Source organism: Paenibacillus physcomitrellae (assembly GCF_002240225.1).
Classification (GTDB): Bacteria; Bacillota; Bacilli; order Paenibacillales; family Paenibacillaceae; genus Fontibacillus; species Fontibacillus physcomitrellae.
On the sequence record NZ_CP022584.1, the window covers coordinates 2211168 to 2225981 of the forward strand.

General features: G+C 47.3%; 10 protein-coding genes. 6 read left to right on the plus strand and 4 right to left on the minus strand.

Annotation, left to right across the window (positions count from 1 at the left end; translation table 11 throughout):
* Nucleotides 1–9 precede the first annotated feature (9 nt).
* From CBE73_RS09995 to CBE73_RS10005, 3 genes are all read right to left on the minus strand, one after another.
* Nucleotides 10–2445 carry a CRISPR-associated helicase/endonuclease Cas3 gene (locus CBE73_RS09995; RefSeq protein ID WP_094094112.1) on the minus strand — a complete coding sequence of 812 codons (2436 nt, stop codon included), beginning with the start codon at nt 2443–2445 and terminating at the stop codon, nt 10–12.
* 564 nt (nt 2446–3009) lie between these two features.
* The gene (locus CBE73_RS10000; RefSeq protein WP_094094113.1) at nt 3010–3552 is read right to left on the minus strand and encodes a GNAT family N-acetyltransferase; all 543 of its coding nucleotides are present in this window, start codon (nt 3550–3552) and stop codon (nt 3010–3012) included.
* Nucleotides 3553–3687: 135 nt separating this feature from the next.
* On the minus strand, nt 3688–4770 hold the full coding sequence (locus CBE73_RS10005; RefSeq protein WP_157739480.1) for an ROK family protein: 1083 nt from the start codon (nt 4768–4770) through the stop codon (nt 3688–3690).
* 470 nt (nt 4771–5240) lie between these two features.
* On the opposite strand from CBE73_RS10005, the gene CBE73_RS10010 reads away from it, so the two are divergent.
* From CBE73_RS10010 to CBE73_RS10035, 6 genes are all read left to right on the plus strand, one after another.
* Nucleotides 5241–6209 carry an ROK family protein gene (locus CBE73_RS10010; RefSeq protein ID WP_157739482.1) on the plus strand — a complete coding sequence of 323 codons (969 nt, stop codon included), beginning with the start codon at nt 5241–5243 and terminating at the stop codon, nt 6207–6209.
* A 165-nt stretch (nt 6210–6374) separates the two neighbouring features.
* Nucleotides 6375–7661: an ABC transporter substrate-binding protein gene (locus CBE73_RS10015; protein ID WP_157739484.1), complete on the plus strand. Its 1287-nt coding sequence runs from the start codon at nt 6375–6377 to the stop codon at nt 7659–7661.
* A gap of 294 nt (nt 7662–7955) precedes the next feature.
* On the plus strand, nt 7956–8828 hold the full coding sequence (locus tag CBE73_RS10020; RefSeq protein WP_094094117.1) for a carbohydrate ABC transporter permease: 873 nt from the start codon (nt 7956–7958) through the stop codon (nt 8826–8828).
* Between the two features lie 27 nt (nt 8829–8855).
* Entirely contained in the window at nt 8856–9674 is an 819-nt protein-coding gene (locus CBE73_RS10025) for a carbohydrate ABC transporter permease (RefSeq protein ID WP_094094118.1), read from the plus strand.
* 23 nt (nt 9675–9697) lie between these two features.
* Entirely contained in the window at nt 9698–12160 is a 2463-nt protein-coding gene (locus CBE73_RS10030) for a glycoside hydrolase family 38 N-terminal domain-containing protein (RefSeq protein ID WP_094094119.1), read from the plus strand.
* Between the two features lie 21 nt (nt 12161–12181).
* Nucleotides 12182–13927 (plus strand): class I mannose-6-phosphate isomerase, encoded by a 1746-nt coding sequence (locus CBE73_RS10035; protein WP_094094120.1) that lies wholly within the window; start codon nt 12182–12184, stop codon nt 13925–13927.
* Between the two features lie 122 nt (nt 13928–14049).
* Here the strand turns inward: CBE73_RS10035 and CBE73_RS10040 are convergent, their stop codons facing one another.
* Nucleotides 14050–14535, minus strand: a complete 486-nt coding sequence (locus CBE73_RS10040; protein WP_094094121.1) for a DinB family protein — start codon at nt 14533–14535, stop codon at nt 14050–14052.
* Between the last annotated feature and the right edge of the window lie 279 nt (nt 14536–14814).

Consider the following 14814-nt stretch of genomic DNA (forward strand, 5'->3'; position numbering starts at 1 on the left):
GAAAACTTATTAAAACATCTGCAATCCAGCCCAGCTCTCATTTTCCAAATCCAGTCCATACTCCTCGTTGTACGCTCCATCTTTCAGCACCAAAATCTGTCCGTCGAAGCATCTTTCCAAACCTCCGCTGCGGTCAAGAGCTTGAAGCTCATGGGGATAGAGATTGATCGTATATTGCTGTGCTTTACGCATTAATCTGCCGAAGTCCTCAATACGCTCTGCTCCGTTTAATTCAGCAATGATCTCATTCCCTTCTTCATAAGGGACAATAACCGATGTAGTAAGGTCTTCGATCACTTGAAAATGTTCAGCTGCCGTACGGTAGCTGTTAACTAGAAAGAGAGGCGGTCTCTTTTGATAATTAAGGCAGTAGTTCTGAAAATAGTTATTCTGTGGATATCCGGCAAAGAGAAGTTCTGTCATATCGACATCTAGCTTTGAAACCGGAAAATTTAATTGCGCTTGGACATCGGTATAAAATTTTTGAAAATAAAAAGTCATCGCTTGGACTGACAGCAGATGACCTCCATGGCTGTCCGCATCTCGCTGCAAGTCAACAAGCATACGCTTTGTAATATCTTTGCCTATGCGGATCTCATCCAGATGCTTCAGGTTTTCTTCCGCATGGTCAATCACATATACCTGCTGTAGCGCATCTTCACCATGCCGGTTGCATCTTCCGGCCGCCTGGGCAATGGAATCCAGTCCGGCCAAAGATCGAATGACGCATTCAAAGCTGACATCGACCCCGGCTTCGATGAGCGGCGTGCTGATACAGACGATCTTCTCTTTATTTTTCAAGTGGACTCGAATCTGGTTTAGAATCTGCTTTCTATGAGCTGCGCACATGGAGGTGCTCAAGTGGTAGACGGGCATGTCCGGTAGCTCAATTAGGAGTCGTTGGTACAAATCCTTAACCACCATTTTCGTATTCAAAATGATTAACAGATTCCTTTTCTCATCCAGTTTGTTTCTTATAAAATCTGTTAGTTCTTGATTCGTATAAGTCCCGTTTAGAGTTTCATCCCGGATCTCTACACGTTTAAATTCCGCAATCACCTGATCCAAATTCTGAATCATCTCCGCATCCGGGTTAATGTGCAATTCATGCTCGACAAAATCCAATGCAGGCTGAGTTGCTGTGCATAGAACAATGCTGGAATGACCGTAGTCCTTTAGAAAGTTCAAAGCTTCATTAAATAAAGAGACGCAAGACACGGGAACCTTCTGAACCTCGTCAAAAATAATGACTGCCTCGCTCAAGTTATGCAATCTTCGAATGTTTCTGCTGCCTTTGGCGAAAAACACGTTTAAAAACTGCACCATTGTCGTGAAAATTACTGGTGAATCCCAGTTATCTTTGGCCAGTTTCAGCTTTTGGCTTGTGTTCACAAACCCATCCTCTAGTTCATCGTCCTTGTCGATCTCTTCGGCCACATTGGAATGATGCTCTAGAATATGGACTTCATCTTGCAAAATCCGGCGCACTTCAGCTGCGTTTTGTTCAATAATGGTGGTGTAGGGAAGCACATAAATAATATGTTTTTTCCCATTGTTAGCAGCGTGTTTGAGGGCATAGCGGAGACTGGCTAACGTTTTTCCGCCTCCAGTCGGGATAGATAGGGTATAAATGCCTGACGACTTGTCTGCAAACTTGTCGCACTGTTCCGACATTTCGCTTCTTAAACGGTTAATAGAAGAATTGGAACCAGGTCTGCTAGCCAGTGTCTGGACTTCGGCCATCAGTTTATCATAATAACTTTGAAACAGTTCCTTAGCAGGAGGGTTACTCTCTTCTTCAGCACTGACTTGATCCTCGAACCGCCGCGTATTAGTACGATCCCCATCAATCAGAGAGCTAAAAACAAACTTCGTTAAAAACATATATTTAGCTTCCGGACTGAAAGACGAAGGAATAGATAAAAACCGTCGCAGTTCCAGCACGGCCTTGTCAACATACGCCTGGAACTCTTCTTTGTTCATTACCTGTTCAAAGAACAAGGCTACACTTCGGTCATAGTCGATAATATCCTCTTTGTCCCTGACCCGCCGCAAATAGGGAGACTCCAAATCTGGATTCAAATAATCATGCAAATAAGAATGGTGCGAGATAATCGCGTTACCTACGACTTCAGCTAATATCCCTCTTTCCCGGTCAATCCGCCCTGTATGAAACTCGTTATAAAGAAGTCTGCCACCTGCTGTAGAATGGTCAATGCTGCCCCGCTTAGGAGGAGCCTCGGGATGAGCAACCGCTTCAATGAGATAATCTACAAAGGCCTTCGTAAATTTCCCCATATCGTGAAGTAGACCGGCAAGACCGCTAATATGGGCAACCCCGATCTTTGCCCCATAAGATTCTGCAAGAGCTTTTACTTCCAGCAAATGTGCCTTAAGCAGCTGATTCTCTCCGTCACTTTCACGTATATGAGCTATAAATTTCATACTCCGCCTCCTCTATAAACAAAAATAGTTCAAACGACATATCTAATCGAGGTGATGAGCGCTCCCAAAGAACTATATAAATATTTCTGCACAGGATCTTATTTTCCTTTCCAAAATTCTACAACTTTCTATTGTTTATTACTTTTTTTGAAGTGATTTAGTATTCGGCAACTAAAGGCCTTTATATAGGCATAAAAAAACAGGTCCTAAGAGAATTTCTTAGACCTGTAATAAAGTTGATTTACAAGAGTATTTTTTCGCAATCCGAGTTCAATAGGCATTTCAATCCACGCACCCGCGTAGGGTGCGACGCGCTTTTTACAAATATTGATGTAAAAAAGCCATGAATAAGCATGAATTTTCTTTCAATCAAAGTATAAGAGATAGATTAATGGAAATGCAATTCATGTATATACAAATAATGTAATTTATTTTGGTGCGAATCCCCCTGGAAAATCATGTTCGCTTCACATTCGCACCGATGTTTTTCTATCGACAACTAATCAATCCCAAATTAGCTCGTGCTTTCTTTCTGCCAGGAATTTACCTATCTAATAAGTCTTCTTACTGCAACCCCTCAGCTTTTCTTACACGAAAAAGAACATGTTCACTCAATGGATTACTTCCATCGATCCTTGGATGACGGAACATTTTAACGAAGCTCATGCCGATTTTCAACATCACATTTTTGGAAGGCTGATTGATATCGGCTGTAAAACTATAAACTTCGTCCAAACCTAATGTGTTAAACCCGTAGTCCAGGCAAGCAGCTGCTCCCTCGGTCGCATAACCTTGCCCCCAGGCCTCCTTTTTTAATCGCCAACCAATCTCGATGCAAGGCGTAAAATCAGCTTCAAAGGCTGCCCTGTGAAATCCTATGAATCCTATAAATTCATTGTTTTCCTTTACTTCAACAGCGTACAGCCCAAAGCCGCATTCTTGAAACTCAGATTTTATCGTTTTATAAAACAGATTTGTTTCCTCCACAGATAAAGTTTTGGGAAAATACTTCATAACTTCCTCATCTGCATTAAGTCGGCTGAAAGGTTCTATATCGGTCTCCTTCCAATCTTGGAAACGCAATCTGGAAGTTTCAAAATAGATCATTTTCTTCAACCTCTCCTCCATTACTTCAACTCAATAGAGTAAAAGAAAAAGATCGCCTTATCTTGCCCTTTTGGCCAGGATATTGGAGATCTTTTTTAATGTTCCGGCATACCACGGCCAGATTTACCCGTTGCATCATCCGTTTCCATTGACTCTGCGGTACTCAAGGTTGTTTTCCATGACGAGGGCGGCGGTGCCGATAAAAAACGCGTTTCCAGGGAACTTTGAACGTGCAATCCGGACTTTACGGCGATTGCCCGCAGCGATCATCCGGCTATTTACCTCCTGCTCAAAATACTGGAACAGATGGTCTTTTGCAAACCACAGGTCGCCTCCGATAAAAATACACTCCGGGTCATATAGATGTACAATGTTGATCAGGCCGCTCACAAGATATCGGTTCATCCGTTCCAATGCTGCGGAGCAGACCGGGTCACCGGCTTCTGCCTTTATCAGCAGCTGCATCCAATCCATATCGTGCGGCGCGCCGTTCTTATGAGCCCAATTGAGGGTTGCGCGTACACTGCTCATGGCCTCCAAGCAGCCGCGCTGTCCGCATGCGCATAATTCACCATCGGTCAGCACAATCATATGACCGATAATTGAAGCCAGCCCGTTCGTGCCGCTGTACAGGCGCTGATTGATAATGACTCCCCCGCCGATACCGGCTGTTACACCCACGTATACAAAATTGTTATACAGCTGTCCGCCTCCGTAATACATCTCTGCAAGCGCAGACACTGCCATATCGTTCTCAATATAAACAGGGAGATTCCACCGTTCCTTCAGCCGGGGAACAATATGGATCATGTCAATGTTAAAATCAGGGGGATCAACGATGACTCCCTCCGCCATATTGATTGGACCAATACTTGCAATTCCAATGCCCCACACCTTCTCAAAGGGTACATTTTGCAGTATGACTTCGCACATGGCCAGCAAGCCGTTTATAAAGCTGTCCTCGGTGGTAAATTGCCCGATCGGAACCTGGTTATGAAGAACAATGGCACCGGTCAGGTTTATAATTCCGACTTGCAAAGAGTCCCGTCCTACGCTAATGCCCAGGGTCAACAAACTATCGGGGACCACTTCCAATAATGTCGGGCGCCGTCCGGCGGTTGATGTGGTAGTTCCGCATTCGCGTACGATCCCCTCCTGCAAAAAATCAGCAATCAGCGAAGTGATGGTCATTTTGCTAAGCTGGGTTTGTTTGCTCAACTCAATCCTGGATATTGGGCCGCATGTTGCGATGGTTTTTAAGATGAGAAACTTATTGGTTTCGGTCATATTCTGATGATTTACGCCCCGCATTGATGCCATCTCCATATGTATTCATAATATTTATCCGGTTACATCTTGAAAGTATATGATTCGTATTATATCACATGAACTCTGAATTTGGTAAAACTACGAATCTTTTACCAGTATAACAGCATTTTATACCACTAAATAAACTAATAGTAAATTTAAATTATTAACTGTAATTATTCGAATTAAATCTACATATAAGGCGAAAATTTTGAGGTTTAAAAACAATAAATATTAGGTTGACACCGTTATGTAAGCGGTTTTATAATCCGATTAGTAAGAAATAATTACTAAATGTTATTTCTTTACGTAATCGCAGCTATAGGCCAAGCGATCCGGAATGAACTTACGGGGATTCGAATGGAGTGATGGATGTTGCTATGCGGATAGGAGTAGATATTGGCGGTACTAAGGTATCCTGTGCACTGGTAGGAGAGAACAAAACCATTCTTTCAAAAGTAAGCTTTGATACAGGGGGTGGACGGCCATATACAGATGTGCTGCATGATGTCGCGAATTCGGTTTATTCTGTTCTGGACCAAACCGGATACCGGCTCGATGATGTTGAAGCGATTGGTCTTGGCTGCCCGGGAATATTGGATCAGCAAAAGGGTGAAGTTATTTATTCCAATAATATTGCCTGGGAGAACGTACCGCTTGTAAAGACACTGCAGAAATATGTGCCAAAGGAAATCTATGTGGACAACGACGCCAATTGCGCTGCATTGGGAGAGTATCTTTGTGGAGCGTCCCAAGGGACAAGTTCATCGATTACAGTTACGCTGGGCACTGGCGTTGGCGGGGGAATTATACTCGGGGGACGCATCCATAGCGGATTTAACTCGGCGGCCAATGCAATCGGACATATGGTCATTGTGTCCGGGGGGATGCCCTGCACCTGCGGGCGAAAAGGATGCTGGGAATCCTATGCCTCCATCACTGCGCTGGTTCGTATGGCTGAGGAGATGGCAGAGCAATTTCCGGATTCCCTTCTGGCTGAGGTCAAGAAACGCTCCGGCCAATTCAACGGAAAAAACATCTTTGATGCCGCCAGGCAAAACGATCCGACTGCCTTAAAGCTGCTGGACCAATACTACTATTTTGTGTCGGAGGGGATCATCGACCTTATTAATGTTTTTCAACCCCAGATGATTGTGATTGGCGGCGGAATCAGCAGCGAAGGCGACTATCTGTTATTGCCCATCATTGCCAATGTCAAAAAGGGAGTGTACTGCAAGCAGGTGCCGCTGCCGCAAATTACGATCGCCAAACTGAACAATGATGCCGGAATCATTGGCGCGGCTTACTTGAAAGGGTATCAGGCAACTGCCGTGAGCCAAGGAATTTAACGCTGATTGAAATTAACCATATGCTCATGCTTCCGAAGCCAGTTTTGTTCGAAGTCAATTCAGGAAGCTTGGGCTCACAAAACTAAGCCCATGCTTCCGAAGCCAGTTTTGTTCGAAGTCAATTCAGGAAGCTTGGGCTCACAAAACTTTAAGGAGGATGATTCAATGTCTGGCAAAAAAACGCTGTCCCTAATTCTTGCCGTTTTCCTTATGACGGGTATCCTTGCCGCATGCGGTGGAGGCAATACCGCCGGAAACGCCGAAAATTCGGCTAAAACCGGGAATACGCCTGCCCAGACCAGCGGAAAAGTAGAATTTTGGCTGGATAAACTGGGTGATGCTGAAAAGGCTGCTCGCTTGTCCGAAGCCTGGAAGAAGGATTCGGGGATCGATGTCGTGTTCACCAATTATCCTGATGTAGCGGCCTATCAGACTTCTATACAGCAAACGATTGACGATCCCGGTGCTCCGGGCCTGTTTACCTGGTGGAGCGGCCCCCAATTGGAGACTCTGGCCAAAAACGGCAAGCTGGCTGATCTGTCTGCGGAGTGGGATAACTACATAGCCGACGGAGTTTCCGCTGATGTCAAGGAAGCCTTCACGGTGGACGGAAAGGTCTACGCCGCTCCTTACAGTCTCCGCTACACGTCCTTACTTTATAATGTGAAAGTCTTTGAGGCTGCCGGCGTGGCTGTTCCCACCACATTCGACGAATTTCTGGATGCTTGCGAGAAGATCAAGGCCAGCGGCGTCACCCCCATCGGCTTGAAAAATGATTCTTGGGCCAGCTTCATTTGGTTCCAGCAGTTGATTGCGGCCTATGATCCTCAGCTTTATTCAGATCTCTGTGATGGCACCAAACCCTATACAGACGATGCTGTGAAGAAAGTGATGGCGATCTGGAGAGAGATGTTTGATAAAGGTTATTTTGGAGAACCCATTGTCTACAGCGACCTCCATAAAGAGTTTGCTACAGGCGTCGTCGCCATGATGTTGGAGGACAGCCCTACCGTAACCGATTTACAGAGCGATTACGGCATGGAGCCCGGAACCGATATTGACGCCTTTGTCCTTCCCAGCATGAATGGCGGGAAGGGTACCATCTTCTTTGAAGCCTCACCTATTGTGGTCACTGAGGCTAGCGCTTCTAAGGAGCAGGCTCTTGCCGCTCTGCGCAGCTTCTACAAACCTGCCACCCAAACTGTGATGGTCAACGACCACGGCATTGCCAACATAAGTACGATATCCGTGGACAACCAGACCATTCGGCATATTTTGGACATGACTGGAGATTCTGCCCATTACCAGCTCATGCTCCGCTTTTATGAGAATACTCCCGAGGATTTACGCAATACCGCCCTTGATGAACTCTCTCGCTTTATGTACAGCGGCGCGGATATTGACGATGTGCTGAATGCCATTCAGGCCAAGGCGGACAAAGTCTTCGGCTAAATTCCGAATGACCGGCGGACAAGAGAGCAGTCTATCTGCTGCCCTCTTGTCTTACCGGCTCACAAAATACAAACGGCTTTACAGCCTAAGCGTAAGCTTCCGAAGCGAGTTTTGTTCGATGCTCATTCAAGAAGTAACGCTCACAAAACTAAGCGCATGCTTCCGAAGTGAGTTTTGCTCGAAGCCCATTCTGGAAGTAACGCTTACAAAACTAAGCGTAGGCTTCCGAAGCGAGTTTTGTCCGAAGCCCATTCTGGAAGTAACGCTCACAAAACTTTAGGGAGGGGGGTTCCTTTGAAGAAGATCAATTTCGCCTGGACTAATTATCTCTACCTGCTGCCCGCGGTTTTACTGGTTGCCGTCTTCTTTGTCACGTCCATTGTGTATACCATTCGTCTCAGCTTTTATGAATACGACGGATTTTCAACCATGCGGTTTGTGGGATTGGAAAACTACCTTTATCTGTTCCGGGATGCAAATTTTAAAATATCATTAATGAACACCGTTATCTGGGTTGTGTTTTCCCTTTTATTCACGCTGGCGCTTCCGCTGCTGTTGGCCATTTTGATTACCAACAGCTCCTGGGTCGGCGGGTTTAAAAATATTTTCTACTATCCTACTGCCCTGTCTAGCACCATAGGGGGCATTATCATGGTGGCCATTCTCTCCAAATACGGCATTCCTCAGTTGTTCGGTTTGCTCGGCTTTGAGAGTTTGGTTCGGGATTGGCTGGCCATCCCTTATGTAAATACATTTATCATGATTTTGATGGGAACGTGGCAAGGCGTAGGCTTGAACACCATTCTATTCATCACCGGGCTGGCCACCATTCCCGATTCCCCCATTGAGGCTGCCAAGATTGAAGGTGCGCGGACGATTCAGCTTTATAACAAGGTGATTCTGCCGCTTCTCAAGCCTACCACGGTCGTTGTGCTGCTGATGTCTCTTGTGAATAGTTTTAAGGTGTTCGACTCGATCTGGGTCATGACCAAAGGCGGCCCTTACCGAACCTCCGAAACCTTGGCGCTAACGATGTACCAGGAGTCCTTTATACACGGCAAGTTCGGTGTGGGTGCGGCAGTAGCTGTGGTACTTACCGTTATCATCCTGATCGTCTCCTATTTCAATATCCGCAACACCTTCGGCGACACCGACCAGACTGCCTGAACGAAGCGCGAAAGGAGAGCCCTCAATATGAAACAAGCAAGCCATGGAAGAATAGTCGTAAACGCAGTTCTGATTATTCTATCTATTTTATGGATATTCCCGGCCGTTTTCGCCGTTTTCGGGACCTTAAAGAAAAAGCAGGAATATAACCTGAGCAACTTCTGGGATCTGCCACATGGAATAAGCCTCGCCGAAAATCTAAAGGGAATCGCCGGCACCTTCGGCATAGTCAAGGGAATGCTCAACAGCCTCCTGTATGCTACGGTCTCGGCCGGGGCAGCAGTGATCATTGCCACCCTGGCAGCCTATGCCATCTCCCATCTCAAGATCAAACGGCCCATGGTCTGGTTCCTATTTATCTACAGCGGGACCATATTCCCTTTCCAGATCTTTTTGATTCCGGTTTACAAAGGATTAACGGCTACGAACCTCTACGATACCCAATTGGGGATGATCTTGTTCTATACCGCAATCTGTGTGCCCTTCTGCATGTTTGTACTGCGAAATTATTATCTTGGCATATCAAAGGAAATCTGCGAATCGGCAAAAATCGACGGCTGCAACAGCTTTCAAATTTTGGGGCACATCTTTGTTCCCATGTCTACTGCCCCGCTGGCTGTTGTGTTCCTTACCCAATTCAACTGGGTGTGGAACGAGCTCATGTTTGGACTGACCTTCACTAAATCCCGGGAAATCCGTCCGGTAATGGCTGCAATTACCCTTATGGACAAAGCAAATGTGCCGGTTATTCTTCTGGCCTGCGTGGCAGCATCTATCCCTACCCTACTGCTGTTTTTCCTGCTCAACAAACACTTTGAAGCCGGGCATGCATACCAGAGCAAGTAACTATAAGGAACGGAGTTGATTGTATGAAGCTGTCGAAAAAATGGAAGGTGTTCCTCATTCACCACTCTCACACCGATATTGGCTACACCGAGCGCCAGGATAAAATTATCCATTATCATTACGATTTTATAAAGCAGGCCGTGGATATTCTGAGGGAGGTTGACCGAACCGGCAACGAGGATCGCAAAGGCTTTGTTTGGCAGTGTGAAAATCACTGGCAGGTCAAAAACTTTTATGATCATGCGCCTTCGGACTATATTGCGGACTTTGAAAAATATGTACGAGAAGGACGGATCGGACTTTCAGGAAATTATTTGAATTTAACTGAGCTAGTCAGTCGAGATATCCTATACGATTGTACGATTCAAGCCAAGACCTATGGTGAGCAGATCGGTTATCCAGTCCGCAGCGGCATGAGCGCCGATATCAACGGGTTTGCCTGGGGATATGCCGATGTGCTGCGGGAGTGCGGCGTGGAGCGCCTGTTTTCCTGCCTCCATCCCCATCATGGAATGTTCCCCTTAAATAAAAAACAAACTCCTTTTTACTGGCAGGGTCCGTCCGGAAAGAAGGTGCTGGTATGGAACGGCGAGCATTACCACTTTGGCAACGAGCTTTGCTTTTCACCCCATGCGGCTTCCACCTATATGATTCACGATGAAGTGGGCAAGAAGCTTAGAGGGAATCAGATCATGACCACCAGCCCCGAGGATACGGAGCAAGTCGAGCAGGCTATCCTGGAGGAACGGCTGGAGCGCTACCTGCGGAATCTGGAGGATGAAGGCTACCCTGGCGATTTTGTTCCCTTCATGATTTCAGGGGCGATTACCGACAATGCTCCGCCAAACCTAAAGATCGCCGATCGGGTTGCTTGGCTGAACCGGAAGTACGCCGACACACTGGAAGTTCACATGGCCACACTGGACCAGTTCTTTGATCATCTGGAAGCGGCATGGGAGAACATCCCGGTTTACGAGGGGGATTGGAACGATTGGTGGGCAGACGGAGTCGGCTCCACACCGGCGGTTGTCAAGGTGTTTCGGGACGGCCAGCGGAAGTACAACCTCTGCAAAAAGCTGGATCCAAACTCCACTCTTGGTGATGCCGGATTGATGCAGAAAGCGGCGGAAAATCTCATCCTCTATAGCGAGCACACCTGGGGCTACTCCTCCTCCGTATCGGAACCTTGGGAAACCTTGGTGGGGGAGCTGGAGCAAAAGAAATCAGCATACGCCATTAATGGCCATACTGAGACAGCGGACAATCTGGACAGGATTTTAGCGAAAAAAGGTGAGGTGGCCATCCGGCAGGACCGGCCGCAGCACTTTCGGATCCTGAATCCACACGACATTCCGCTAAAGACTACCGCTAAAATCTATATTGAGTTTTGGGAGTATGTGGATGGGTTGAACTATAGCCTTGATGTTCCAATTGAAGTTTATGATTTGGCGACCGATGAAGTCATCAAACACCAGGCAAAGAGAATCGCCCGAGCCTACGAGATCGAAATCCCGATCGGCCTGGGGCCCAAAGAGGAACGCTGTGTCGGGATACGTACGACTGGCCGGTATTCTAATCAAACCTCCCAAAGCCATGCGCATATTGGCGCGGAGGGAATTTCAGATGTACTGCAGCCCGGTTCGCTGCGGGAAGATGTTGCCTGCGTGGAGACCAAGCACTACCGGGTAGAGTTCGATCAAAAACGGGGGATTACCTCGATCATAGACCGTACGAGCGGGAAGAATCTAGTCCGGCAGGATGCCGCTTACGCCCCTTTTACCGGAATCTACGAGGTTACCGATATTCGTACCACCCCTACAGAGGAACGCCGGCGAATGGGACGCAACCGCAAGTCCCCGGCAACCAGACGATATGAGTCTCGCCTGACCAATATCCAGATTGTCGAGAGCGGGCCATTGTTTGTCTCTCTGCAGCTCGACTACAGCCTGGAGGGCACGCGGTTCTACATGGTGTTCCTCAAGCTGTACCGGGAAATCAATAAAATCGAAGCCATGGTGCGCGTCCACAAAGATAGTGTGTGGGAGCCGGAAAACCTTTATGTATCGCTGCCGTTCACCGCGGGCGACGATGAGGTGAAATATGTGGACAAAACCGGGTGCATGATTCGCCCGGGAATTGATCAGCTGCCGGGAAGCAATATGGAATTCTATTTGATTCAAAACGGACTCGTGATGCAGGCTGGTAAACGGCAGGTCGTGGTAGCCGTCAAAGACACGCCTTTGATGACGTTTGGCCCCCTTGAAGCCAAACCTATCCAGCTTTGTGACGGCAACAATTGGGAACTGAACCGCGGGGAAACCTTTGCTTGGGCAATGAACAACTACTGGGAGACTAACTTCAAAGTGGACTTGGGCGGCTTCTATGAATTTGCTTTTACGCTTTCCACCCAGGAGCAGCAGACAACTGAAGCCGCTATGCGCATTTGCGAAGCTTATAACGAGGGCCTGCTCGCATTCTATATTTAACAAATAAGGAGCACTATAGATATGAAATACGGGAAATACCACAACTATGAATTGGAGCCGGCATTGGACATCCAAGGCTGGGATAACCATGCTTTTTCAGGGTGGGAAGCCATCCGGAAAGAATTAGGGCGGCATATGGATCATTGCCGGGTATTTGTTTTTGATCTTTATCCCGGTACAGACAAGGAGGAAGTAGCTAAGGAGCTGGCGCTTTTGTCTCCGGCGCTGATGGTGGACTGTGAAACCTGCCTGTTGCCGCCGCAGCAGCTGGAACAGCTGCTTGCACTCAGCCTGCCGCAAGACCCCGTTTTCGGTGTCATGTTCTATGGCAGGTTGGAAAACTGCTTTGACCCCGCCTCTCTGGATGCGTTGCGGACAGAAATCGAACGATCCGATGGCCCCATATTTCTCTATGGGACTGGTGCATCTCTCGTGACCAAAGGGGATATGCTGGTATACCTCGATTTGCCCCGTTGGGAAATCCAGCTGCGCTATCGCCGGGGAATGACGAACTGGCTGGCCGACAATCCCGATGCGCCAATCTTGGAAAAATACAAACGTGGTTTCTTTGTAGAATGGCGTATTGCGGACCGTCATAAAAGCGAGCTGCTGGGGAGCTTGGATTATCTGATCGAAACCACCTCACCGGGCCATCCAAACATGGTTTCCGGGAACGCCTTCCGGTCCGCTCTCAAAACGGCCGCTTCGCGGCCATTCCGTCTGAAGCCTTATTTCGATCCGGGTGTATGGGGCGGGCAGTGGATGAAGGAGAATTTCGGGCTGCCCGAGGGACCGCCGAACTATGCCTGGAGTTTTGATGGTGTTCCGGAAGAGAACAGCCTCCAGTTTCGTTTCGGACAGGTTACCTTGGAGATTCCGGCCATTGACCTGGTGTTGTTCTGCCCCCGCCATTTGCTGGGTGAGCGGGTTCATGCCAGGTTCGGAGCAGAATTCCCGATCCGGTTTGATTTGCTGGACACGATAGAGGGCGGGAATTTGTCCCTCCAGGTCCATCCGCTGACCGAATACATTGGGCAGACCTTCGGGATGCACTATACCCAAGATGAGAGCTACTATATCTTGGACGCCGCTGAAGACGGAGATGCCTGTGTTTATCTAGGACTGAAAGAGAATGTGGACAGCAAACGCATGGCGAGCGACCTGTACCGCGCGAAAAGCGGCGAGGCGCTCTTCCCGGCAGAGGAGTATGTGAACAAAATCCCGGTCAAAAAACATGATCACGTGCTTATTCCTGCTGGCACTATCCACTGCTCGGGCAAGAATACCATGGTGCTGGAAATTAGCGCCACCCCTTATATTTTTACTTTTAAACTTTGGGATTGGGGCCGCATGGGCCTGGATGGTCTCCCCCGCCCCACCCATCTGGAGCACGGGTTAAAGAATATACAATGGGATTGGGATACTCCTTGGGTAAAAAAGAATCTCATTCATCAAGAAGAGGTGCTGGAGGAATCAGGGCACCATAAAGTAGAGAGAACAGGTCTGCACACCCGGCAATTCATCGATACTTTCCGCTACACCTTTTCAGAGTCGATTGAGATTGCCTGCAAGGACAGCGTACAAATGCTGAACCTTGTGGATGGCGGGCAGATTACGATTTCCAGCAAAACCGGCGCATTTCCGCCTTTTGACGTACACTATGCCGAAACTGCCGTTGTCCCGGCAGCGTTGGATGCTTACTCGGTCCGGCCCTCGGGAATTTCAGAAGGGGAGACGGTCATGATCATCGTTGCATCGGTCCGCTAAGTTCGTCCCGCCAGAAAATCACGGGTTTATCAAGATCTTTACGTAAACTCAATTGAGTCCCCCTCTAGGGGGACTTGGTGTTTCTAACGTAAGTAGTTGCCGACTCGATCCGGAGCTGCCCGTTAAGGTAGATCAGGTTTCATGAGACCTTTACCAATAACGTTTGCAGATACAGGCTTCTTGCCTATTTCTCTTGACCAAACCGATAATTGTCCCATGTGGTGGATTTGATGGGCGATGATATGGAGCATGACTTCACCCCAAGTGTCTATAGCCAGCGTTCCATCAGACTGAAGGTCATAAAGTGGACGGTTCTCCATACTGTCGTCCCAAGATTCAACAAACTTCTGTACCTCTGTGCGGAATTGGGAATCTAAACCTCTTACTTTTTCTAGTGTTTTATATTCCTCAAAATCTTCCTGGAAGTCTTCCTTCCCTTGCAGTAATCGAATCCAGCTCCACTCAACATCCGCGATATGGAACAAAGTCTGCAGAATATTCCCAACACCGCCTGTTCGCTGCCGAATCAGTTCATCATACGATACCTCTTCACACCATGCGTACCATTGTTCCCTTACCATCCAGTTATAACGGAAAAATATCTCCATGTTGTTCCCCCTGCGAATGATCATTTGCCTTAGCTTTAGTCGATACAAATTGGTTTAACAGTTTGGTCTAAACCCTTATATAAATCTTAAATGCATAAAATATTAATAACAATAGCTCACAAAACACTTTCCAAAAATCACGGAGCAATAAATACTTCTTGAGTGTTTTCACTCTTATTCATGGATTCATCATCTTTCCTATGTAGTTCGTTTTAAAATTTCAAACCTTCTTATCCACGTTATTGCCTTTATTCTGATCAGCAATGGTTTTCCTCAAAA